This window comes from Collinsella sp. TM04-29 (assembly GCF_003466565.1).
In the GTDB taxonomy this organism is placed as follows: domain Bacteria; phylum Actinomycetota; class Coriobacteriia; order Coriobacteriales; family Coriobacteriaceae; genus Collinsella.
Map to the genome: position 1 here is coordinate 51,584 of NZ_QSPW01000001.1, position 22,754 is coordinate 74,337.

The 22,754-nt window shown below is 60.5% G+C and carries 21 protein-coding genes and 1 tRNA gene; 13 read left to right on the forward strand and 9 right to left on the reverse strand.

The genetic code is table 11. The annotated features are described in order from the left end of the window. The first annotated feature begins 130 nt into the window (after positions 1 to 130). The 3 genes from eno (at position 131) to DXD39_RS00215 (ending at position 3,403) form a co-directional block, all read left to right on the forward strand. The gene (eno, locus tag DXD39_RS00205) at positions 131 to 1,420 is read left to right on the forward strand and encodes a phosphopyruvate hydratase (RefSeq protein ID WP_117564903.1); all 1,290 of its coding nucleotides are present in this window, start codon (positions 131 to 133) and stop codon (positions 1,418 to 1,420) included. Between the two features lie 194 nt (positions 1,421 to 1,614). Continuing rightward, the gene (locus tag DXD39_RS10275) at positions 1,615 to 2,373 is read left to right on the forward strand and encodes a septum formation initiator family protein (protein ID WP_233503122.1); all 759 of its coding nucleotides are present in this window, start codon (positions 1,615 to 1,617) and stop codon (positions 2,371 to 2,373) included. 28 nt (positions 2,374 to 2,401) lie between these two features. Beyond that, on the forward strand, positions 2,402 to 3,403 hold the full coding sequence (locus DXD39_RS00215; protein ID WP_117802783.1) for a hypothetical protein: 1,002 nt from the start codon (positions 2,402 to 2,404) through the stop codon (positions 3,401 to 3,403). Between the two features lie 153 nt (positions 3,404 to 3,556). Here DXD39_RS00215 and DXD39_RS00220 read toward each other — a convergent pair whose 3' ends face one another. The 3 genes from DXD39_RS00220 to DXD39_RS00230 all read right to left on the reverse strand — a co-directional run bounded on the left by DXD39_RS00220 (position 3,557) and on the right by DXD39_RS00230 (position 6,072). Beyond that, entirely contained in the window at positions 3,557 to 4,843 is a 1,287-nt protein-coding gene (locus DXD39_RS00220; protein WP_233541062.1) for an ATP-binding protein, read from the reverse strand. A 489-nt stretch (positions 4,844 to 5,332) separates the two neighbouring features. After that, positions 5,333 to 5,417, reverse strand: a tRNA-Leu gene (locus DXD39_RS00225). Between the two features lie 31 nt (positions 5,418 to 5,448). Then, positions 5,449 to 6,072: a hypothetical protein gene (locus DXD39_RS00230; RefSeq protein ID WP_117583606.1), complete on the reverse strand. Its 624-nt coding sequence runs from the start codon at positions 6,070 to 6,072 to the stop codon at positions 5,449 to 5,451. Between the two features lie 163 nt (positions 6,073 to 6,235). Here DXD39_RS00230 and DXD39_RS00235 point away from each other — a divergent pair, with 163 nt between their 5' ends. Both DXD39_RS00235 and DXD39_RS00240 read left to right on the forward strand, forming a co-directional pair. After that, positions 6,236 to 6,523, forward strand: a complete 288-nt coding sequence (locus tag DXD39_RS00235) for a PTS sugar transporter subunit IIB (RefSeq protein WP_117654890.1) — start codon at positions 6,236 to 6,238, stop codon at positions 6,521 to 6,523. Positions 6,524 to 6,534: 11 nt separating this feature from the next. Continuing rightward, positions 6,535 to 6,909, forward strand: a complete 375-nt coding sequence (locus DXD39_RS00240; protein WP_117802785.1) for a VOC family protein — start codon at positions 6,535 to 6,537, stop codon at positions 6,907 to 6,909. Positions 6,910 to 7,203: 294 nt separating this feature from the next. Here DXD39_RS00240 and DXD39_RS00245 read toward each other — a convergent pair whose 3' ends face one another. Genes DXD39_RS00245 through DXD39_RS00255 form a run of 3 tightly spaced genes read right to left on the reverse strand, consistent with a single transcriptional unit; the run spans position 7,204 to position 9,820 of the window. Continuing rightward, a complete protein-coding gene (locus tag DXD39_RS00245; RefSeq protein ID WP_117802786.1) occupies positions 7,204 to 8,499 on the reverse strand; it encodes a cell wall metabolism sensor histidine kinase WalK in 1,296 nt (431 codons plus the stop codon). Further along, on the reverse strand, positions 8,483 to 9,259 hold the full coding sequence (locus DXD39_RS00250) for a response regulator transcription factor (protein WP_117802787.1): 777 nt from the start codon (positions 9,257 to 9,259) through the stop codon (positions 8,483 to 8,485). The genes DXD39_RS00245 and DXD39_RS00250 overlap by 17 nt, the downstream gene beginning before the upstream one ends. Positions 9,260 to 9,277: 18 nt before the next feature. Continuing rightward, on the reverse strand, positions 9,278 to 9,820 hold the full coding sequence (locus DXD39_RS00255; RefSeq protein WP_117802788.1) for a DUF4342 domain-containing protein: 543 nt from the start codon (positions 9,818 to 9,820) through the stop codon (positions 9,278 to 9,280). A gap of 375 nt (positions 9,821 to 10,195) precedes the next feature. Here DXD39_RS00255 and DXD39_RS00260 point away from each other — a divergent pair, with 375 nt between their 5' ends. Next, the gene (locus tag DXD39_RS00260) at positions 10,196 to 10,942 is read left to right on the forward strand and encodes a metallophosphoesterase (protein WP_147348099.1); all 747 of its coding nucleotides are present in this window, start codon (positions 10,196 to 10,198) and stop codon (positions 10,940 to 10,942) included. 12 nt (positions 10,943 to 10,954) lie between these two features. Here the strand turns inward: DXD39_RS00260 and DXD39_RS00265 are convergent, their stop codons facing one another. Then, positions 10,955 to 11,749, reverse strand: a complete 795-nt coding sequence (locus DXD39_RS00265) for a hypothetical protein (protein ID WP_117802790.1) — start codon at positions 11,747 to 11,749, stop codon at positions 10,955 to 10,957. Between the two features lie 478 nt (positions 11,750 to 12,227). Between DXD39_RS00265 and DXD39_RS00270 the strand changes: the two genes are divergently transcribed. Continuing rightward, complete coding sequence (locus DXD39_RS00270) at positions 12,228 to 12,467, forward strand: hypothetical protein (RefSeq protein WP_117802791.1); 240 nt, start codon at positions 12,228 to 12,230, stop codon at positions 12,465 to 12,467. An 85-nt stretch (positions 12,468 to 12,552) separates the two neighbouring features. Beyond that, on the forward strand, positions 12,553 to 13,278 hold the full coding sequence (locus DXD39_RS00275) for a metallophosphoesterase (RefSeq protein ID WP_117802792.1): 726 nt from the start codon (positions 12,553 to 12,555) through the stop codon (positions 13,276 to 13,278). A gap of 15 nt (positions 13,279 to 13,293) precedes the next feature. On the opposite strand, the gene gluQRS is transcribed toward DXD39_RS00275, so the two are convergent. After that, complete coding sequence (gluQRS, locus tag DXD39_RS00280; RefSeq protein ID WP_255415031.1) at positions 13,294 to 14,298, reverse strand: tRNA glutamyl-Q(34) synthetase GluQRS; 1,005 nt, start codon at positions 14,296 to 14,298, stop codon at positions 13,294 to 13,296. Between the two features lie 509 nt (positions 14,299 to 14,807). On the opposite strand from gluQRS, the gene DXD39_RS10110 reads away from it, so the two are divergent. Continuing rightward, on the forward strand, positions 14,808 to 16,754 hold the full coding sequence (locus DXD39_RS10110; protein ID WP_158565365.1) for a DUF2207 domain-containing protein: 1,947 nt from the start codon (positions 14,808 to 14,810) through the stop codon (positions 16,752 to 16,754). Positions 16,755 to 17,206: 452 nt separating this feature from the next. Here DXD39_RS10110 and DXD39_RS00290 read toward each other — a convergent pair whose 3' ends face one another. Next, positions 17,207 to 17,848 carry a GNAT family N-acetyltransferase gene (locus DXD39_RS00290; RefSeq protein ID WP_117769936.1) on the reverse strand — a complete coding sequence of 214 codons (642 nt, stop codon included), beginning with the start codon at positions 17,846 to 17,848 and terminating at the stop codon, positions 17,207 to 17,209. A 277-nt stretch (positions 17,849 to 18,125) separates the two neighbouring features. Between DXD39_RS00290 and purH the strand changes: the two genes are divergently transcribed. The 4 genes from purH (at position 18,126) to DXD39_RS00310 (ending at position 22,592) form a co-directional block, all read left to right on the forward strand. Beyond that, positions 18,126 to 19,733 (forward strand): bifunctional phosphoribosylaminoimidazolecarboxamide formyltransferase/IMP cyclohydrolase, encoded by a 1,608-nt coding sequence (gene purH, locus DXD39_RS00295; protein ID WP_117802793.1) that lies wholly within the window; start codon positions 18,126 to 18,128, stop codon positions 19,731 to 19,733. Between the two features lie 247 nt (positions 19,734 to 19,980). Then, the gene (locus tag DXD39_RS00300) at positions 19,981 to 20,688 is read left to right on the forward strand and encodes a hypothetical protein (protein WP_233539219.1); all 708 of its coding nucleotides are present in this window, start codon (positions 19,981 to 19,983) and stop codon (positions 20,686 to 20,688) included. Between the two features lie 179 nt (positions 20,689 to 20,867). Continuing rightward, positions 20,868 to 21,539 (forward strand): response regulator transcription factor, encoded by a 672-nt coding sequence (locus DXD39_RS00305; RefSeq protein WP_117564915.1) that lies wholly within the window; start codon positions 20,868 to 20,870, stop codon positions 21,537 to 21,539. A gap of 9 nt (positions 21,540 to 21,548) precedes the next feature. Beyond that, the gene (locus DXD39_RS00310) at positions 21,549 to 22,592 is read left to right on the forward strand and encodes a sensor histidine kinase (protein WP_117564916.1); all 1,044 of its coding nucleotides are present in this window, start codon (positions 21,549 to 21,551) and stop codon (positions 22,590 to 22,592) included. Positions 22,593 to 22,754: the final 162 nt, after the last annotated feature.

The following is a 22,754-nucleotide window of genomic DNA, read 5'->3' on the forward strand; positions in this document are numbered from 1 at the left end:
GTATCCCTTGTCTAACTTAGGGCATAATGCAAAAAGTGCGATAAGGCTAACTTATGAACCTGCGCGCCGCTGTAGCGTGCAAGCCGTGTCGCCAAGCATTCAACCCGTTTCCAAGTGAGAGGGAGACAACATGAGCGATATTTTGGACGTCTACGGTCGCGAGGTGCTCGACAGCCGCGGCAATCCCACCGTCGAGGTCGAGGTCGTGCTCGAGGACGGCAGCTTTGGCCGCGCAATGGTGCCTTCGGGTGCTTCGACCGGCGCCTTTGAGGCATGTGAGCTGCGCGACGGCGACAAGGGCCGCTATCTGGGCAAGGGCGTTTCGCAGGCCGTCGAGCACGTCAATAACGAGTGCGCTAACGCCGTCGTGGGCCTCGACGCCTTCGACCAGCGCGCCGTCGATGCCGCGCTGATTGCCGCGGACGGTACCCCCAACAAGACCAAGCTCGGTGCCAACGCCATCCTGGGCGTGTCGCTGGCCGTCGCCCGCGCCGCTGCCGAGTCGGCGGGCCTGTCGCTGTACCAGTACCTGGGCGGCGTCAACGCCCACCTGCTGCCCACGCCTATGATGAATATCCTCAACGGTGGCGTCCATGCCGACAATAACGTTGACTTCCAGGAGTTCATGATCATGCCGGTGGGCGCCCCGAGCTTTGCCGAGGGCCTGCGTTGGTGCGCCGAGGTCTACCACACCCTCAAGGGTGTGCTGCACGAGGCCGGCCTGGGCGGCGGCGTGGGCGACGAGGGTGGCTTTGCGCCCAACCTCAAGACCAATGCCGAGCCGTTCGAGTACATCACCAAGGCCGTGGAGAAGGCCGGCTTTAAGCCCGGCGTCGACTTCATGTACGCCATGGACCCGGCCTCGACCGAGTTCTACAACGCCGAGACCGGCATGTACGAGCTCAAGGGCGAGGGCGTGGAGTACACGAGCGCCCAGATGGTCGATTACTGGGAGAAGCTCGTCGACACCTATCCCATCATCTCCATCGAGGACGGCATGGCCGAGGAGGACTGGGACGGCTGGGTTGAGCTCACCCGTCGCATTGGCAACAAGGTGCAGCTGGTGGGCGACGACCTGTTCGTCACCAACACCGAGCGCCTTAAGAAGGGCATCGAGCTGGGTGCCGCCAACGCGATCCTGGTCAAGGTCAATCAGATCGGCACGCTCACCGAGTCGCTTGAGGCCATCGAGACCGCCAAGGAGGCCGGTTACGCCTGCATCGTGAGTCACCGCTCCGGCGAGACCGAGGATTCCACGATCGCCGACCTGGTCGTGGGCGTCAATGCCGGCCAGATCAAGTCGGGCGCCCCGTGCCGCAGCGACCGTATCGCCAAGTACAACCAGCTCATTCGCATCGAGGACGAGCTCGAGGGCAGCGCGCGCTACGCCGGCAAGGCCGCGTTCTACAACATTCGCTAGGCAGCGGCGTGTGCGGGGGCGGGGCTGACTCGGTTCCGCCCCGCCTTGGCTGGATGTCGCAAAGCGCTATGGGCGCTGGGCCATATGGCTCAGCGCCTTTTTTATGTCGAGCAAAGGCCGCCGAAGGCGTTGCGTGTGCTCGTGCTATAACTAGAATACTTAGCGCAAACAAACCTCAACCGCACAAGGCGCACATGGATCAGATTTATGACAACAGGTACTATTCCGTCGGTTCGCGTGAGCCGTCGCCTCGCCGTGCGCGCACGGTGCAGCTCGGTGGGTCCGCCTACGCCGGTGCCGACCGCTCCGCGCAGCGCCCGACAAGCACCTCGCGCCCCAATGCTCAATCGAATACTTCGGCAGATGGACCGGTGCGCCCGCCACGTTCGTCGCATGCATCGCGTCCCTCGACTCAGGCACACGACAAATCGAGCAGGCCTTCGAGCCGTCTTTCGGGCTCGGACTTTATGCGCTACGCCAACGACAATGCGGTGGTCAAGGCAATCTATGACTTTACGCATGGCTCTCTGCGTCCGCTGTTTATCGGTATCGTGGTGGCTCTGGCGCTCGTGAGCCTGTATTTCCCCGTGCGCGACCTGTACGTTGCAAAACGCTCGAACGACATCTTGGCCAAGCAGGTCGAGATTCGCGAGCAATACAAAGATGAGATGAAAAAAGACACTGACAAGTGGCTCTCGGAAGAGGGCATTAAGGATCGGGCACGGGAACTGGGCATGGCGATGCCCGGCGAGAAGAGGATTGAAGTGCTGGGCCTGGACGATGATTCGGATTCGTCGTCGAGCAAAAAGTCCTCAAACGCCAAGAAGGCCAGTGAAGTGGCCAAAGAGATCGAAGAGGTCGGCAAGGACGCACCGTGGTACATCCAGACGCTCGATATGCTGTTTGGATTTAACGGCGTCGAGGGCCAGACGGTCGCGTCCAGCGGCGAGTAGGCGAGTAGCGCCCGGAGGGGAGCCCGCAATGGCAGATTGCAAACGATATAAGGTGGCCGCGATCGACCTGGGAACGGTGTCGTCGCGACTGGTGCTGGCGCAGGTCGAGGCCGGGGCGATCGTGGAATCGTTCAAGCATACCGAGATCACCGACTTGGGCGAGGGCGTGGACGCGACGGGCCGCTTTTGCGAGGCGGCGGTCGAGCGCGTGCTCGCCGCATGCCGCATGTTTGTGGACGAGGCGCGCACCTTTGGGGCCGCGTGCGTCTGCACCACCTGCACGAGTGCCGCGCGCGATGCGTCCAACGCCGCACTGCTGCTGGACGGCCTGCGCGAGCTGGGGCTTGAACCGCAGGTGATTCCGGGCGAGGTCGAGGCACGCCTGACATTTTTTGGCGTGGCGCACGACTTTGCCGGTGAACGCATTATCGTCGCCGATTCGGGCGGTGGCTCCACGGAGCTCGCGACGGGCGTATACGCTCCGGAGCGCGGGGTCTTTGCGCTGGAGGGAACGCGCTCACTGGACATCGGTTGCCGTCGCGTGACGGAGCGGTTTTTCTCGGCGCTGCCGCCCGCGGACGGCGAGCTCGCGGTTGCCGCCGCGTGGGCGGGCGAGCAGTTCTCCGCCTATTTTGAGGGCCTGCCGAGCAATTATGAGCGTGCAGAGCGCCTGGTCGCGGTGGGCGGTACCGTCACTACGCTCGTGGCGCTGGTCCACGAACTGGAGCCGTACGACTCGAGCTTTGTGCACCTGCGCGAGCTTTCGATGGAGCAGATTTCTGCCGCTATCGAGCGCATGTCCACGCTGGACGTGGAGAGCATTGCCGCGTTGCCAGGCGTGCAGCCCAAGCGCGCGGGCGTGATTCTGGCCGGCGCCGTGGTGATTCGCGAACTCATGCGCGCCGGTGGCTACGATGCGCTCACCGTAAGCGAGAACAGCCTCCTCGCCGGCATGGCCGCCACCATCAACGAGGTTCTCGACGGCGCGACTCCCACCATCGCCTGGACCCCGAGCCTGAGCGCCCTTTAACCATCCCCTCATAAGTTGCGGTGAAATGCGGACTAAAATCGCCCTTTCGGGCCCCAACCAGTCCCTATTCCACCGCAACTCAACAGCCGGCACCTAGGGACGTTTTTTCTGCCGGCACCTGGGGACAGTCCTTGCTGAGCGCCTCCGTAGCCTTTATGCCAGTTTGTCGATTTGCCCAATTTCCCAAAGCGGAATATTGACGAGCGTGTCCTCGTCTCTATATGCCGCCAGAGAGCTCCTCACGCAACGCTCGAGTTTGAATTTTTCGCAGGCTATTTTCAGACTCTTCGCTTTAAGGTTCTCTGCCGCCTTGACCTCAAGCGGAAGCACGGTTCCCGCATGGTCGATGGCAAAGTCGGTTTCGGCATTGCCAGAGGTAGAGGACCAATACACGGGAGTTTTGTCCTGGAGCAAAAGCTCCTGCGCGACGTATTGTTCGGTCAGCGAACCTTTGAACTCGGTAAAAACAGCGGATCCGTTAAGAACGATGGCCGGAGAGAGACCGGAGAGCGCTCCGAGGATGCCGGTGTCGATGCAGAACAGTTTGAAGCCCGAGAGGTCTTCGTAGCTCGAGAGCGGTGCCTTTAGAGCGGAAACACGTGGCACCTTATGAACGATTCCGTAGTCCGTGAGCCACTGGAGGCTTTCCTCAAAATCGCGTGCGCGCGCTCCAGGGCGAAGGGCGCCATAGACAAACTTCTTGTTCTCCTTGGCAAGCTGGCCGGGAAGGGATTTCCAAACCAACCTCATGCGCTCGACGATGCGGGCGGGTGCATGTTTGCCAAAATCGGATTCGTAAGCCTCGATGATTTGCTGCTGAAGCCTTCGGGCTTCAATGAAGTCGCGTGTCTCGGCGAAAGCGGAGACAACTTCGGGCATACCACCGACAACAAGGTATTCCTTGAGCAAGTGCACGAGCTTTTCGGTGACGTTTGCTAGAAGGTTCATGTCTGCGGCAAGGATGGCGTCGGCGAGCGGGTTGCCGTCGACGGCGCGAACGAACTCGGCAAACCCCATGGGACGCATGGTGAGCTGGTCGATTTTGCCGACGGGAAATGACTCGTTTTCGCGTCGGAGCGCGAGGCCCATATAGGAACCGGCTGCTACGATGTGGTATTCGGGTGCAAGCTCGTTGAAGTACTTGAGCGAGGTGATCCCGCGTGGCGCCTCTTGGATCTCGTCGAAGATGATGAGCGTGTCTGTCGGCGTTACGGTTTGGCCACGTAGGAGCTCTATCTGGGAGATGATGCGCTTGGGGTCGAGGTCCCCATCGAACAGCGAGCGTGTGCTCGGCCCGAGCATAAAGTCAAAACGAATGACGTTTCGATACTGCTGGCTTGCGAATTCGTTAAGAAGCCAAGTCTTTCCTGTCTGGCGGGCTCCCTTAAGCAAGAGAGGTTTGCGATTCGCCCTTGATTTCCAAGCGATAAGTTCACTCATAAGCTGTCGTTGCATATTGCCTCCCAACCCTCTCGGCTAGTATAAGACCATTTGGGCGTTTCCATCGGAAAATGTGCGAGACAACCACGTTTTTCCATCGGAAAATGTGCGAGACAACCACGTTTTTCCATCGAAAAATGTGGGAATGCCAATCTAAGTTGCGGTGAAAAAGTTCTTAAATGAGCTGGTAACCAGTCAAAACAGGAACTATTCCACCGCAACTTATCATCCGTGTCGGTATCCACAAGAAACGAGCCCGCGTCTCCGGGGGACACGGGCTTGTAAACAATGCGTGGTAGGGGCGGTGGGACGTCTGCGAATTTGCGCAGCAAATACGCACCGGCCTCGGTCGCCTGCCGGCGCCCTCGCCGGCTCGCTACAAACGCTCCGCGTTTGCTTAACGCTCGCCCCCTCGCGGGTTCGAGCCCCACCGGCGTGCAAAAGAAACGGGCCCGCATCCCTGGGGGACACGGGCTCGGAAGCTCCATATGGTAGGGGCGGTGGGACTCGAACCCACAATCCTTGCGGCGAGAGATTTTAAGTCTCCTGCGTATGCCAATTCCGCCACGCCCCCGTGAGACTAGAAGTCTAGCACAAGCCGCCCGTTACGCGTTGACAGCCATCGAGTGCTGCCCCGACTTTTCCAAGTACTCGGCAAACTTGGCCTCGTCGCCCTTGTTCTTGTACTGCAGGGCCAGCAGGTATTCCAGGCGGCAGCTCTTGACCTTGTCGTCACCGGCCTCTTCGAGCATGCGCTCCAGCTCGGGAATGTCGTTGTGGCGCTTGAGGATCATCGTGTCGTACATCAGCTGGCATTCGTGTGCGACTGCCTCGGCCTGACCGCCCTCAAAGCCCTTGATCTCGTGCAGCAACTCCTTGGACTTTTTGCGGTCCTCCTGGCCAACGTAGTAGTTAAAGGCCTTAATGACCAGGTCGACGCGCTGCATCTTGGGCAGGTTGAGTCCCAGCAGCAGGTCGAACATCTCGCTGGCGCGCTTGTGGTCCTCGCGCAGCAGATAGGAGTTCAGGCGCAGGTAGTCGCGGTTGTAGCGCGGGTACAGCATGCTGGTGAGTTTGCCGTCGAGCAAGCGATCGAACTCGTCCCACTGCTTAGCGGCCATAAGCTGCTGCAGGCGTTTAAACGTGGTGCGTTTTTTGACGCTAAAGAACACCGACACGGCGATACAGATGATAACGACGGCGGTCCAGAGTGTGCGGGAATCGGGCATATTAGGATCCTTAGTCGCTCATAAAGCGAGCGGTATGACAACACGTACTAGATGTATTATACGCAGCGCGCAAGCAAACTGGCATAAAAGCTCATCGAGGCTAAGTGCCATCGCTCGCTGCGGTACACTTACCTAAAGTAAACCATGAAGGGAGACATTACCTATGAAGAAGATCGTTTTGGCTTGCGGTGCTGGCGCTGCTACTTCCACGCTCGTTGCCCAGAAGGTCGCCACCATGCTCGATGCCAACGGTTATGCCGGCAAGTACGAGATCGTGCAGTGCGCTATCTCCGAGGCCAAGGATTACTGCGACGAGGGCGCTGACCTGCTGATCGCCACCACCGTTGCCCCCGAGGGACTCACCTGCCCGTACGTGAGCGGCGTGCCCTTCATGACCGGCATGAACCGCGTCGCTGCCGAGAAGGCCGTCCTCGACGTCATGGCTCAGTAGGCGCTGACTGTATGAGTGAGCAGAACGCCAACCCGGTCGAGCTTTTTGGCATGCGCGTTGCCCATGTGGGCATCAACGCCACCGACCCGGCAGACGCCTTGGAGATCGCGGAGCTGTTCTCGACGATGATGGGCCTGCCCGTTATCGAGACCCCGGTTTCGTACTTTAACGATTCGCTGGTCGAGGTTATGAAGCAGAACGGTCGTGGCACCAAGGGCCACATTGGCTTTGCCGTCAACGACATCGATGCGGCCGAGAAGTGGTTTGCCGAGCGCGGGCTCGAGGTCAACGAGGAGTCGCGCGCGCTGCTGCCCGACGGTAGCACCAAGCTCGTGTACTTTAAGCGCGAGTTCGCCGGCTTCGCCGTGCACCTGTGCCGCGAGTAGCGCACGAGCTGCTATGGCTAACGAAAAATGGGGTAAGGCGCGTGGCTTTGCCCCATTTTTAATGCCGAGAGGGTGACTGACGGGCTGCCGTAAATCGAAGGTGAATGCTTTTCCGCGAAGTGAACGAGTGAAATCGAGCCCCTGAAGCATCGACACTTTTACGTCGCTCTTTCCTGCGGTTTTGTCAGGTATTTCCTGCGGTTTTGGCGCCAAAAAGTGCGGATGCTTCGGGGGTCCAAAATAGGTCGCTCACTTCGCGGAAAAGCATTCACCTTCGATTCGTGAGAGACGCCCCTACCGTGGCAGCCGAATCGTAAAGCGGCTGCCGACGCCCTCGACTGAGGTCACGCCAATGACACCGCCATGGCTGTCGACGATCCACTTGGCAATGGCAAGCCCCAGACCCGAGCCCTGTGCGCCGGCATCGCGTGCATTGTCGGCGCGGTAGAACCGTTCAAACGCGTGAGCTGCGGATTCCTGGTTCATGCCGATGCCCTCGTCCTCAACACTTATGTCGATCGTGCCCAAGCCCGCATTGGGCGTTATGCCAAATGTGACGGTCGTTCCCGCATCCGAGTACTTGGCGGCGTTTTGCACGATCACGCGCAGAGCCTGCTTCACGAGCGCCACGTCGACGGGCGCGTCGCAGCGCGGGTCGCTGGCAAGCAAGGCGTCAAAAGCCAGCCGATACGTGTGCTCGGCATCGATCATCTGCGACTCCTCGCATACCTCGCCGACCAGTGCGGCCAGGTTGGTATTCGCATGCCGCAGGGCCGTGCGTCCGGCATCGCCGCGCGCCAAAAACAGCAGCTGCTCCACGAGCTCCTGCATGTGCTCGCTTTCGGCCTTGAGCGAGGCGATGGACTCTGCCAGTACGTCCGGGTCGTTTTTACCCCAGCGGTCGAGCATGTTCACGTAGCCCTGAATCACCGCGATGGGCGTGCGCAGCTCGTGGCTCGCATCGTTGACAAAGCGCATCTGCTGCAGCTTGGCCTCTTGCATCTGGCGCAGCAGGCGGTTGAGTGCGACCTCGATGCTTGCCAGGTCGGCGTCGCCGGTGGTGACGCTCGGCGAGTCGACGCTTGCGCGCTCGATGGCCTGCTCCAGCGTTTCCATCTTGCCGCCGGAGAGCTGCATACGGCCGAGCTCGTCCACGCGCAAGGCAAGGTCGTTGAGCGGCGCCATGGTGCGGCGCACGCGGCGGGCGCCGCCGAGCATGTTGAGCACGCTGATGACCTGCCAACCCATAACGACAAGGTAGAGAGGCCATAGCGCGACGAGGTCCTGCGCGAGGGAGAAGGTCTTGGTGCTACGCGCAAGCTCGACGGTATAGGTGAGCGTTGTCAGGTCCCAGCCGCGCGCGGGGGTCAGCGACATGCTGCGAACGGCGGCGCCGGGGATCCATCCCGCGGTAAACGCGCCATCGGGCAGCGTCTGGTTGTAGCCATAGACGAGGATCGCCGCCGCAACAAGCAGCAGCAACAGATCCAGCCAGACGTAGCTCACCAAGCGGCGCCACATATAGCTCCAGTTGATGGCGCGGGCGATGGAGGTGACGCGCTTGGCCTCGGCGTTACGCGCGGCAGACATAGCCCACCCCGCGCACGGTCTGGATGATACGGGCACCGCCGGCGTCTTCGATCTTGGCACGCAGGTGCGCGATGTGCACGTCGACGTTGTTGGTGTCGCCCACGTATTCGTAGCCCAGCGCCTCGTGCGCAATGCGCTCGCGCGTGAGCACGGTGCCGGCATGTGCCATAAGCAGGGCGAGGACATCGAACTCGCGAGCCGTGAGCGCGATGGGCGAGCCACCGACCGTAACTTCGCGGCGGTCGGGGTCGAGCGCAACCGAGCCCACGGCGAGCGTGGCGGGGGAGGGCGAGGCAGAGGTCTTGGCCGAGTCGCCAGCCGGGGACGTCGCGGCGGTACCGGCACCCGTAGCGCCCTCCCCGGCCCCAACGCCGCCAACGCCCGAAGCCGCCCGCGCGGCCTCAGCGCGCTTCAACGCCACGCGGATCCGTGCGAACAGCTCCTCGATCGCAAAAGGCTTGGTCAGGTAATCGTCAGCACCGGCGTCAAGCCCTGCCACCTTGTCCATCACGGCATCGCGCGCGGTGACCATGATCACCGGCACATCCTTGTGCTTGCGTACGCGCCGCAGCACCTCCATGCCGTTGAGCTGCGGCAACAGTACATCGAGCAGAATCAGATCGTAGTCGCGCTCCAGCGCCAGGTCCACGGCGGTACGACCGTCGGCGGCGTGCTCCACCTGGTAGCCCTCGTGCTCCAGCTCGAGCGTCACAAAGCGGGCGATTTTCTCCTCGTCCTCTACGATCAGAATCCGTGCCATGCGTGCCCCCGTCTGCGATTACTTGTCGTCGTTCAGATTTTTCTTGATGCCGTCCGCGGCGTCGGCGGCGTGATCCATCAGGTTGTTGATACTGCCGGGCACGTCGCCGTCGCTATCGATGCGGTAGCGCATGCCAAAGAACAGGCCAAGCAGCATCAGCCATATCGTAGCGCCCCAGGCAAACAGGGCGACGATAGGGATCAGGATGGGGATGTTGAGGATGATCGCATCGCGGCGCGTGGCGATAAACTTGGTGTCCAGGCTCAGGCGGAAGAGCTTTTTGAGGTACTCCCACACGCTGTCCATTTTCTTAGAGAAGTCGGTCTTTTCGCTCGACTTTTCGTAGGCGGCCTGCGCGGCGACCATCTCGGCCGAGGGTTCATCGACTGGCTCGGACTCGGTGGCGGCGTGTGCCGACGTGGTCTGGGTCTTGCCCTGCGACTCGAGCCAAATGATGGCATCCAGCACGTTGCCGTCGGCAGCGTCGAGTGCGGCCTTGGCATCGGTGTAGCTCACGTTGCACTTGGTGCGGATGGTTTCAACTTTTTCGAGGTCGTCCATGACCTGTCCTTTCGTTCGATGGGCGCGACGCCGGGCGATCTGCCCGGGCGCGAGCGTTGCGTTCGGCGGCCTGCGTTGCGCGGTGCCGCCCCGCCCTTGGTCGAACTCTATAGTGCGGGTTATAGATTAAGCGATTCTTGAGCCAAGATTAATGTTGGATGAGTTTTTGGGTGGGGCCGAGGCCAAGCGCGCGGGGCGCCCGGAGCTCAGGCGTAAATTTGTGTCCGCACGGCGAGATACACTTTTAACAATGTTGAGGGGCGTGACAGGACAAGGTTGCCCGGCGCCTGCGAAATCAGAGGGGCTGCCGCGCCGCATGGCTCAAACGAGCGGGACCCTGACGCAAACAGGAGGTCATGCGTGCATATCTACGCCATGAGTGACATTCACGGGTGCTTGGACGCCTTTAAGGCATCGCTTTCCACCGTCGACCTCGATGCCGAGGATTCCAAGCTGGTTTTGCTTGGCGACTACTGCGACCGAGGTCCCGATTCGCTCGGGGTCTTCGAGCTCATCATGGGCCTGCAAAAGCGGTACGGCGATCGCGTCGTGGCGCTGCGCGGCAACCACGAGGAGATGTTCCTCGAGTACATTGACGAGGTAAACGACCTTAATTTTACGCAGGCATGGATACTTGCCGACAACAATCTGGCAACGGCCAAGAGCTTCCTGGATGCCGAGGCATTCAAGCACGTTAAGCACCTTTTGAGGCTCAGGAAGTTCGAGGAGGCCTACGCCTTTACGGTTGAGCGCATAAAGGCCGAGCACGCGGACATTATCGCGTGGGTCCGCAAGCTCCCTTACTTTTACGAGAGTCCCTTCGGCCAGGTCTTTGTGCACGCCGGCATTGACGAGGGGGGCGGGGAGTACTGGAAGCTTGGCACGGCTGACGAGTCGTTTACCATGATGCCGCCCGATTACGTGGGGCGTAAGTTCTACCTAGATGTTATCGCCGGGCACATCAACACCGAGGCGGTCTCGGGCATTGCGGGCTACCGCGGTATCTGGACCGACGGGGCCAGCCATTTCTACATCGACGGGAACGTAGTTCAGCACGGCGAGATCGTCGTGCTGAACTACGACTCAGAGACAGGGAAGTACAGCGGGCAAGGGCTGGAGTAGGTTGGCGGGCGATTATTTGCCGGCTAATTTACGCAGTGCTTCTTCAAGCCATTCGTTCATTTTCTCAGAGGGAGGTGTTTTTGTTTCCGCGTTTGTAGTGGTTGTCTCCGGTATAACAATTTGAAGCTTGATGCGCTTGTTTTCGAGCTGGTTAGGGGGACAAAAGAGTTTTAAATTCAGCGCACTTAAAGATCCTTTGTCCCATTTTTTAATATAGTGATACAGACAACGATATTCGTGCTGGTCGTTACTTAAGGCGTGGGCGATATCATAGAACGCAAGCACGGAGATGAGCACATGCCATTGCTGGTTTAAATTATCGTGTGTACCGTCAGTAAAGGGCTCAAAGGCATCGACTTCTGCAACTGCATCTTTGTCAAAATAAAAGCAGTAATGTTTTTGCTTATCGGTGCGGTGTCTGAGCGCAAGATAGAAGACCGCGTTTTCCGGGTATTGTTTCATTACATTAATTGTCGGTTTGAGTCTTTTTGCCTGCTTCGCTTGCCTCCATTCGGTTTCACACCAATCGCCCCATACACCTCCCCTGAGAGCGGCTTCCATCGTAGCGAGCTCACTGTTGTCAAGTTGATTCAGGGAGACTACTGCGTTACCCAGCGCTTTGGCGGCGCTGTCTCCACTGCTGTATTTGGATTGTGCCTCGCAAAGATTGCACAGAGCGATAAAGTCCTTGACGTCTATTGGGTCGCTATGTGGCTCTTCAATTGGGGATACACTGTTGCGCGCGCTGTCGACACGGCTGAAAAACTCCCGAAGATTGTCCAAAACGGCGTGGTTGACTTCGTCCATATCTGGATTCCTTTCTCATCAGGAAACATGTCTCATTATAGGCATGCCTGCGGTCGTAGCGGCTAGGGGCGCCAGTGCTAGTGAGGGTTCCAGAGAAGGAAGCGGCGCACCCTCGGGGCAGTAAAGAATCAAGGTCTAATACTTTTCCCGAGAAGTGAACGAGCTAAAACGGACCCCCGAAGCATCGACGCTTTGAGAGTGCCGTTTCCTGCGGTTTCGGTACTGAAATCCTGCGATTTTGCCGTCGAAAAATGTGGATGCTTCAGGGGTCCAAAAACAGCCGTTCACTTCTCGGGAAAAGTATTAGACCTCGATAGCGGGGAGGGGGATGGGATGCCGGTGCAAAACGGCGTCAAGGGTTGGTCGAGCAGGTGGTTTCTCCATTGATGTCCGCACGACATGTGACACTTTTCTTGTCGCCCTGCTCTGCCGCCGCGGCGTGCATCTGAACAACGACCCTCTAAGGAGTTCGATATTGATGAGTGACAACGCAAAGCATCTCGCAAAGAAGTGCGTCAAGGACGCGGGGCCGTGCCTCGCGTTGTGCCTTGCCGGCGCAGCGGTCGCGCTGCTGGCTGTTCTGGGGCCGTTCGACGTGCTCCGAAGTGCCGTCTCTCTGCACGTTTGCATGGCCCTTGCCGGCGCCATGATGACCGGCGGCGTGCTCGATCTGGTTTTTTGGGTGCTCGACCCGTTTGGATGGAAGAACGAGGGGTAAGCCCTAAGGGATGGAAGGGCTGGAACGGTTGGCTTGGTGATCGTGCAGAATGTGGGCTAGCGACTTACAGGGAAGTGGTAATCCGATGACGGTCTATGTGACGGGCGATATTCACGGCGGCCTCGATATGCAAAAGCTGCGCGACTGGGAGCTTGGGGATAGCCTGGCGAGCGACGACTATCTCATCATCGCGGGCGACTTTGGCTTTCCGTGGGATTTCTCCGCCGAGGAGTGCGCCGACATCGCTTGGCTGGAGTCGCGCCCCTATACCGTGCTGTTCGTCGACGGCAACCACGAACGCTACGATCATTGGGCGGAGCGCCCCATGGAGTTGTGGCACGGTGGACTGACACAGCGCTTGTCGGACACCTCGCCTATACGGCGCCTGACGCGCGGCGAGGTTTTTGAGCTCGACGGCTCAACGATTTTTACCATGGGCGGCGCCACGAGTGTGGACAAGGAATACCGCATCCCGTATTCCAGCTGGTGGCCGCAGGAGCTGCCGGGTGAGCGCAACTTTGAGGAAGCGCGGGCAAGGCTCGATAGTGTAGGCTGGAAGGTCGACTACGTAATCACCCACACCTGCTCCACGCGCATGCTCTCGCCCACGCTCTATCCGGCGCCCTGCTGGAATTACCCCGATGTCGATCGGCTTACGGCATTTTTCGATGAGCTGGAAGATCGCTTGGACTACAAGCGCTGGTACTACGGGCATTTTCATCGCGACGCCAACCCGGCCGAGCGTCACACCGTGCTCTACGACTGCATCGTTCGCCTGGGCGACGAACTCCAGCCCTGGGATGTTGCGTAGCGGCAAGGCGTTTGACTACTCGGCCGTTACGGTGATGTTCTCCCTGTGCTTGCGGATAACATCCCAGCTAAAGTGCTCGACCAGCCGCTCGGCAGAGCGCGGCGTGGTGTCCGGCGCGATGCCCGTTTGCCCGGCGAGCCAGCCCAGCAGCGCTTCGGGCGTGCCAAAGCGGGCGCGGAGTTCGCCCAGGTCCAGATCGCGGTCTCGTTTGGAAAGGCGGCGGCCGTCCGGTGCCATGAGCAGCGGAATATGTGCGTAGTGCGGCGTGGGCAGCCCCAACAGGTGCTGCAGATAGATCTGGCGCGGCGTGGACCCCAGCAGGTCGCATCCGCGCACGACCTCGGTGACGCCCATGGCAGCGTCGTCGACCACCACGGCTAGCTGATAGGCAAACACGCCGTCGCTGCGGCGCACCAAAAAGTCGCCGCACTCGGTGGCGAGTGCTTCGCATTGGGCGCCGTACGTGCGATCCACAAATTCGATCACGTCGTCTGCGAGGTCGTCGACGGTGGGCACGCGCAGACGTGTGGCCGGGGCGCGCAGGGCGCTGCGGCGGGCCACCTCCTCGGCCGAAAGACTTCGGCAGGCGCCACGGTAGATGGGCGTGCCGTCGCTCGCGTGCGGTGCACTCGCGGCGTGGAGCTCGGCGCGTGTGCAAAAGCAGGGATAGGTGAGGCCGGCGTCTTTCAGCCGGCGCAAGGCGCTCTCGTACAGGTCTAGGCGGTCGTGCTGGTAGTAGGGGCCTTCGTCCCACTCCAGCCCCAGCCAGGCCAGGTCGTCAATCAATTGGGCGGCAAGTTCCGGGCGCTTGCAGCGATCGTCCAGGTCCTCAATGCGTAACACGATGCTGCCGCCCTGGCTGCGGGCCGAAAGCCATGCGCACAGGCAGCTGAACACGTTGCCCAGGTGCATACGGCCCGAGGGCGACGGGGCGAAGCGCCCCACGACGGGCGCGGGAGCGGCCGGCGTCGTTGGCGCGTCGGCGGCGGTTGTTGCTATGTTGCGTGCGTTGATGTCCATGCGGACGAGTATAGCGCGGGGCGCGGTGGGGGAGACGCTGCCGTGGCCTGCAAGTTGCTGAGGCCACACGTTGCGCGTGCCGGACCACCGGCTCGGCGCCTTAATCGTCGTCAATCAATCTAGCCCTCAAACGACAGAAACCCCGGCAGCTCTTCGCAACTGCCGGGGTTTCCGCGGAAAAGGGGGACATGATCCTCAAGCGGACGGCAAAGGGGCAAACCGTTTTCGCTCAACTGCTTTATGCCCCTCAACTGGCGGCTCAATCAGCGCATGCCGCGCCCACACAAAGCCGCTACACCTGTGATGGAGCTATGAAGTGGTATCTATTGCCGGAGCGGGCTATGCCAAGGAGTGTCCCAGATTGCCGGCAGATAAGGAACGTCCCCAGGTGCCGGCGGCGGGCGTGACTTTTGTCCCGTTTTGACGCTCCGCTGACCTAGATGTTCGTCACATGAACTCGCAAACGTGGGACAATGACGCTACTGGTACCACAGACAAAGGATGTGCCTATGAACGCCCCCGTTGCCCAGCCCTGTCGGCAGCGCCGCCTGTTTGCGCGGTTCGCTTCCGTCTGCGCACTCGTCGCGCTTGCGTTGTTGCTGCTGCCTGCCGTCGCGCACGCCGACGGCTACTCCATGAGCCAAACCTATATCGGTGCCACGGTTGAGGCCGATGGCTCGCTGACCGTTGTCGAGGGACGCCAGTTCGATTTCGACGATGACATTAACGGCGTGTATTGGGATATCAATACAGGCTCTAACCAGCAAGGCGGCTCGGTGGTCGTCAATGTGCTGAGCGTCGAGGAAGACGACACTGCGTTTAACAAGGTCGACAGCGCAAATAAAGGCGACGACGGCGTTTACACGGTGGAGCAGTCCGACGACGGCGTAAAGATTAAGGTGTTCAGCCCTCACGAGAGCGGCGACAGCGCAATCTACTACGTGAGTTATTCCATGACCGGTGCGGTTATGAACTGGGCCGATACCGCCGAGCTCTACTGGAAATTTGTGGGTGACGGCTGGTCTGCGGACTCCGATGACGTCGAGATGGAAGTCTACTTTGCAAATGCCGCTGCCGGGACGGCTGCCGTCAAGGGCGATAACTTCCGCGCATGGGGCCACGGCCCACTGACGGGCGACGTGTCGCTCGATGCGGACGAGCCCATGGTCACCTATACCATTCCCTGCGTGCATGAGGGCGAATTCGCCGAGGCACGCATCGCCTTCCCCAGCGACTGGGTGCCGCAGCTTGCCGTCTCGGGCGAAAAGCGCATGTCGACGATCCTGAGCGAAGAGAAGGAATGGGCCGACGAGGCCAACGCTCGCCGTGAGCACGCGCGTGCGGTTGCCGGCGCGATTGCCGTGGTGTGTGTTGTCGTGGCGGTTGCCTATACCGGTGTGATCGTGATGCTTAAGCTGCGCAGGCCCAAGCCCAAGCCGCTCTTCCAGGACGAGTACTTCCGCGATGTGCCCTCGGCCGACCATCCCGCTGTGCTTGCAGCTCTCATGAGCTGGAACGACGTGCCCGATCAGGCATATATCGCCACGCTTATGAAGCTCACCGACGACCGCGTGATCAAGCTGGAAGAAGCGACCGAGACCAAGAAGAAGGGTCTGCTCCGTCGCGAAAAAGAGGAGCAGACGTATCGCATCACAGTGACCGACGAGGCCTGGAAGGCTGCCAAGAAGGACGGCATCGATCGCGATGTGCTCAAGGTCTTCTTCGCCGGCGTTAAGCCCGATAAGGACGGAGTCCGTTCGCGCACGTTTAGCGAGCTGGAGGAGTACGCTAGCGAGCGCACCACATCTGTTGGCGACAAGCTCGAGGACTATCAGAGCACGGTTAAGGGCAAGCTGGAGGCGCGCGAGTTTATCGCCTCGGACGGCACCATCGCCCTGGTTGCCGGCTTGGTTCTCGGCATCATCATTGTCTTTGGCATTCTGGGCTCTCTGATCTATACCGACTTTGCGGACGCCAACGTCGGTGCCGCTATGATCTCGATCCCCGTCACGATCGTGGGCTTTGTCCTGAGCTGCACCTTCCGCCGCTACACGCCGGAGGGCGCCGAGGTGGCGGCTCGCTGCAAGGCGCTCAAGCATTGGCTCGAGGACTTTACGCGTCTGAAGGAGGCCGTCCCCAGCGACCTGATCTTGTGGAACAAACTGCTGGTGATGGGCGTTGCCCTGGGCGTTTCGAAAGAAGTGCTGCGACAGCTGGCCGAGGCCGTGCCTGCGGACCTGCGCAACAGCGACGATTTCTACGACAACTACCCCTGCTACTGGTGGTATTACCATCACTACGGCAACGAGTCCCCGCTCGATTCGTTCAACGATGTGTACCACGAGACCATCCACGAGCTGGCTTCGAGTTCCGATAGTTCGAGCGGCGGCAGCGGCGGCGGCTTTTCCGGTGGCGGCGGTGGCGGCGTCGGCGGAGGCGGCGGCGGAACGTTCTAGCGAGCGCTTGCTTTGGGGTGGATCTTTCTGGGCGGTTGCCAGGGAAGATTCATCCCATTTTTGTGCATCGAAACGGGTCAAACTTTCCGCTGAGGACCTTCGCACAAGGGGCAGTGGACAAAAAATACCAAATATGAGTACTGTTGCTGCGTTGGTCACATATGTTTGCACATAATAATGGGCTCCTAATGAGAGTACTCCTCGTTAGGAGCCCATTTTATTGAACATTTGGGGAGTTACGTCAGCTCGTGCAGCTGGTCGTCATGCCTATAAGCATCAAAAATGCCCCGAATCGCTGCTACTAAAAAGGTAACAGTACTCATATTTGATGTATTTTGACCACGGCTATCTACAAACCCCCTAGGCCACTCATTGGGGACAGACTTAAATGACTAGTTGTTGGGGATCAGTCATTGGGGACGTTCTTAAATGACTAGGTGTGGCTGCTTGGGCTAGGCTGTTAGGTCGAGTTCGTAGAGAAAGCTTTCGCGCGGCATGTCGTGACGACGCTCTTCGCGGTTGGCGCGGTGCGTGGCCGTGCGCTTAAAGCCGTGCAACTCGTAGAACTTCCACGAGCAGTTGGAGTCGGTGTACAGGTGCGCCCTTGTCGCCCCGCGCGAGGACAGATACGAGACCGCGGCATCGAGCAACACTGAGCCTACACCCAGGCCGTGGACATCGGGATCGACGGCGAGCAGCGTGACTTCGTTGTCGTGCGGCAACGGGCTGCTCTCGAGCAGGCGGTTGTTGGTTCGGATGGTTGCGCGCACAAACGAGAGATACTCGGCGCAGACATCGGGCTCCAGCTCGCGCATCTGCGAAAGCAGCGCGCGTTCGGTATCCATCCAGTGTTCCTTAACGGTGGCGCCGGAACTCTGTCCCGCGCGCGCGAGCGCAATGCCACGCGCCTGACCGTCGATTACGGCAACCTGCGAAAACGTCGATGACGAAAGGCAATGGGCGAGGTCGCACGCGGCCTCGAGGCGGTTGTACTCATCGTTATCCGAATTGTTATGCCAAAGCTGCTGCAGAATCAGCGCGATGGCGTCGAAGTCTTCGGTATCAAACGGTCGGTAGAGAACCCGCGAGACCATGGTGCCTCTTTCTTTTGCGGATGCATATCGAGCACAGTTCTACCACGCTATTGGCATCTAATTATGGTGCCCCTGTGTTCCATGAACTCACCGTGCCCGGTGCCGTGCCCATCCCCTCTGCTCGCAAACTTTTTCTGCACATGCGCCCGTTGCGGGGTGCATCGATGCGCTCGATGCGCTACATTGAATCAGTATTTTCAATGCCGCTGCGCGAGCGCTGCAGATCGACGTATCACCGACTCACAGAGCACGGCGGCGTACCAGACAGGAGGACTGCATGGGATCTGATGTGAAGATCGCGCGCGCGTTGATCTCGGTTACCGATAAGACGGGCGTCGTCGATTTCGCACGGACGCTGGTCGATGACTTTGGCGTCGAGATCATCTCTACGGGCGGCACGGCTCGTGCCATCGAGGACGCGGGCGTTCCCGTAACCCCCATCGAGGAGTTCACGGGCTATCCCGAGATGATGGACGGCCGCGTTAAGACCCTGCACCCCAAGGTTCACGGCGCGCTGCTGGCCCGCCGCGATTCCGAGCAGCACATGCAGGAGGCCGCCCAGCACGGCATTAAGCTGATCGACCTGGTCGTCGTCAACCTGTACGAGTTCGAGAAGACCGTCGCCAACCCCGAGGTCACCTTTGCGGATGCCATCGAGCACATCGACATCGGTGGCCCCTCCATGTTGCGCTCTGCCGCCAAGAACGCCGCGAGCGTTACCGTCATCTCCGACCCGGCCGACTATGATGCCGTCCTGGCCGAGATGCGCGAGACCGGTGGCTGCACCACGCTTGCCACCCGTCGTCGCCTGCAGGTGAAGGTCTACCAGACCACCGCCGCCTACGACACGGCTATCTCCCGTTGGCTTGCCGCCCAGGCAAGCGACGTGGCGGACACCTCTGCCAAGCTCGAGATTTCGCTGGAGAAGGTCGACGACCTGCGCTATGGTGAGAATCCTCAGCAAAAGGCTACGGTCTACCGCTTTGCCGAGGGCTGCGAGAACACCGCGAGCTCTCAGTTCCCGCTTGTGGGCTCCGAGCAGATCCAGGGCAAGCCGCTCAGCTACAACAACTATCTGGACGCCGATGCCGCCTGGAACCTGGTCCGCGAGTTCGACGAGCCGGCCTGCGTGATCCTCAAGCATCAGAACCCCTGCGGTTCCGCCGTTGCCGAGGACATCACGGCCGCCTACGACCGCGCTTTCGCCTGCGATCCCAAGAGCGCCTTCGGCGGCATCATCGCCTGCAACCGCGAGGTTCCCTTTGAGCTGGTTGAGCACTTTGCCGATCAGAACAAGCAGTTCGTCGAGGTCATCATCGCCCCGAGCTATACCGCCGAGGCGCTCGAGCGCATGGCCAAGCGCCCCAACCTGCGCGTGCTGGCTACCGGCGGCGTGGACCACGGTGCCCAAGTGGAGCTGCGCTCCATCGACGGCGGCATGCTGGTGCAGGAAGTCGACCACGTGACCGAGGATCCCGCGACCTTTACGTTCCCCACCGACCGCAAGCCCACCGATGCCGAAATGGCCGAGCTCGAGTTTGCCTGGAAGGTCTGCAAGGGCGTCAAGTCCAATGCTATCCTGGTCTCCAAGGGCAAGGCCGGCATTGGCATGGGCCCGGGTCAGCCTAACCGCGTTGACTCTGCACTGCTTGCCTGCGAGCGTGCCGAGGACTTCTGCGAGCGCGAGGGCGTGGAGAAGGGCGGCTTTGCTTGCGCAAGCGACGCGTTCTTCCCGTTCCGCGACAACGTCGACGTGCTTGCCGCGCACGGCGTGACCTGCATCATCCAGCCCGGCGGCTCCAAGCGTGACGACGAGAGCATCCAGGCCTGCAACGAGCATGGTATTGCGATGGTCTTCACCGGAGCCAGGCATTTTAGGCACTAGAGGCTTTCCCAAGCACCCGACCTTGCCCCTCAAACCGTCGCTTGCGTACATTTAGTACGCGGCGCTCCTCTTTCGGGGCAATCTCGGGCACTTGGAAAACCCTTAATGGGATGTTTCTCTATCCCATTAAACTGTTCGGTCGCCTGACCATATCGTCAAAATAATCTCTGCAAAAGACGGCTGCTCCGTTTGGAGGGCCGTCTTTTTGGTATAAGAGGACGGAATGACTAACACGAAAGGTACAACCATGCCCCAGATTGATGATGCCGAGCTGTTTGGCAATGCCGAGGATCAGCGTGCGTACGAGGACTTTTGCGCCAATCAGGAGGCGGTCGAGAAGTTCACGCTCGACAAGCCCGCGCTTGTCTGCCGTTGGCGCATGTCCAATAAAAAGGTGCCCATGCTCAACCGCCACATCCGCGCGCTGTCCGAGCGCCTGGTGCAGGGCGAGCTACTTACCCATAACATGCTCAGCTGGGCCAAGCAGCACGTTGAGTGGTCGCTAGCCGAGGGCGATTACACCGCACACGACGGTGTGCTCATGCTGGTGATCGACATCAACGGCAACGCCGCCATGACAGTGGGGGAGTACGAGCCGCTCGCCGATACGTCGGCCAAGGCGCTGCGTGCCCGCTCCGCCGAGGCCCGCTCCGAAGCCGACGAGACCGGCGTGGCGCCCGAGCTGCTCGCCGCCGTCAACAACGGCGAACTCGCCTTTGTGGCGCCGGCGGACGAGTGCCTGTGCGGCACGGCGACGCTCATCGAGCAGCTGGCCCAGACCAAGGGCATCCCGGTCACGCGCGTAGATATTCCCGCGCAGCTTAAGGGCGCGCTGTTCCTGGTGAGCGACGAGCACGGCGTGGTCCCCGCAACCGAGACGGACGCCGCCGAGGCCGACGCCGCCACGGTCGCCTTCTTTGTCGACGGCTACGAAAAGCTTCGCGCCCGCCGCTAAATGATTATTCTGGGACGGGGATTAAAGAATCATTTTGGTTCCCGCCACCGCTGCGAGTGCGAGGCGGACAAAACGCCCCCGCTCGCGAACAATTCTGTCACCTTGGCGACGTGCGTGGCGCGCACCTGCAGTTTCGCAGCCATAATGGTGGCAAGACAATCAAGAGGGGAGCGGAATCCATGGCGCTAATCTATATCGTTGAGGACGACGAGCCCATTCGTCGTGAGCTTGTCGACATCCTTGCCCGCGCCGGGTTTGAAATCGAGGCCTGCGAATCGTTCGAGCATGTCTCGCGCGATATTCTCGCCGCCGCGCCCGACCTGGTGCTGCTCGACCTCACGCTTCCCGTCAAGGACGGCCAGCATATCTGCCACGAGGTTCGCCGCGAATCCGAGGTCCCCATCATCGTCCTCACCTCGCGCACGACCGAGATCGACGAGGTCATGGCCATGACGCTCGGCGCGGACGACTTTGTTCCCAAGCCCTATAGCGCGCGCGTGCTCGTGGCGCGCATCAACGCACTGCTGCGTCGCACCGCGGCGTCAGGCGAGCGCAGCACGCTCGTCCACAAGGGGCTGGAGCTCGACCTCGCCCGCTCTATGGTCACCAACACGGCGACCGGCGACAGCACCGAGCTCACCAAAAATGAGCTGCGCATTCTCTCGCTGCTCCTGAGCCGCGCGGGCAAGATCGTCTCGCGCTCGGCCATCATGCAGGACCTGTGGGACTCCGACGCCTTCGTGGACGACAATACGCTCACCGTCAACATCAACCGCCTGCGCACCACGCTCGAAAAAATCGGCATCAAGGGGTATTTGACGACGCATCGCGGCCAAGGCTATTCGGTCTAGGGGCCGGCTATGTCGTTTGGCAAGTTCTTTAAAGATGCACTGCTTCCCGTCGCCGTGTGGACGTGCGGCGTGCTGCTGAGCTGCTTTGTGCTGACGGTCGCCGGCGCACCCGTTTCTATCGTGGTCGTGGCGGTTGGCGTGTCCTTTATCTTCGGTATGCTCGGCATCGTGATCGAGTACGCTCGCCGTCGCCGTTTTCTGCGTCAGTTGGAGCGCGCGGCAGAGGAGCTCGAGAGTCCCGCATGGGTGCAGGAGATGGTGCAATGCCCAACCTATGCCGAGGGCGAGCTCGAGTACGAGGTCCTGTGCCGGGTGGGCAAAGCCGCCTGCGACGAGGTTGCCGAGGGCCGGCGTCAGACCGAAGACTATCGCGACTATATCGAGAGCTGGGTCCACGAGGCCAAGCTGCCCCTGGCGGCGGCTCACCTGATTCTGGAAAACCTCGACGGCGGCGCAGATGACCCAACACGTGTCGATGACCTGGGTCGCGAGTTGGCTCGCGTGGAACGCTATATCGACCAGGCGCTGTACTACGCGCGCTCGGAAGTCGTGGAGCGCGACTACCTGATTCGCCGCTGGGACCTTAAGACCTTGGTGACGGGTGCGATTAAGGCCAACGCGCGCGAGCTCATTGCGGCGCACGTGGCTCCGGTGTGCGAGAACCTCGACTTCGAGGTCTTTACCGACGAAAAATGGCTCGAGTTTATCCTGGGCCAGCTCATTCAGAACAGCATTAAATATGCGCGCGAGGACGGCGCGAAGATCGTGTTTTCGGGCGCGTTACTGGACGAGGGCCTGGCGAGCGAGCGCATCGAGCTCACCGTTGCGGACAACGGCTGCGGCGTGTGTGCGGCAGACCTGCCACGCGTGTTCGAGAAGGGCTTTACCGGCGACAACGGCCGCACCACCAAGCGCGCAACGGGCATCGGCCTCTACCTGGTGGCGCGCCTATGCTCCAAGATGGGCATCGACGTCACGGCGGCATCCGACTCCGGCGAAGGCTTTGTCGTAACGTTCGCCTTCTCGACGAACAAGTTCCAATACTTTGAGTAGCCGGGCCGTCTTGCGCTGCGGACGGCTATGTTCCCGAACGTGAACTTAGCTAAGGCAACTGGCGTTATGTTCCCGAACGTGAACATAACTATGAGGCTCAAATGGATCTCCCAAAACAAAAACGTGCAGCCCAAACAAAACGTGCCGCCCCAAACGGGGCGG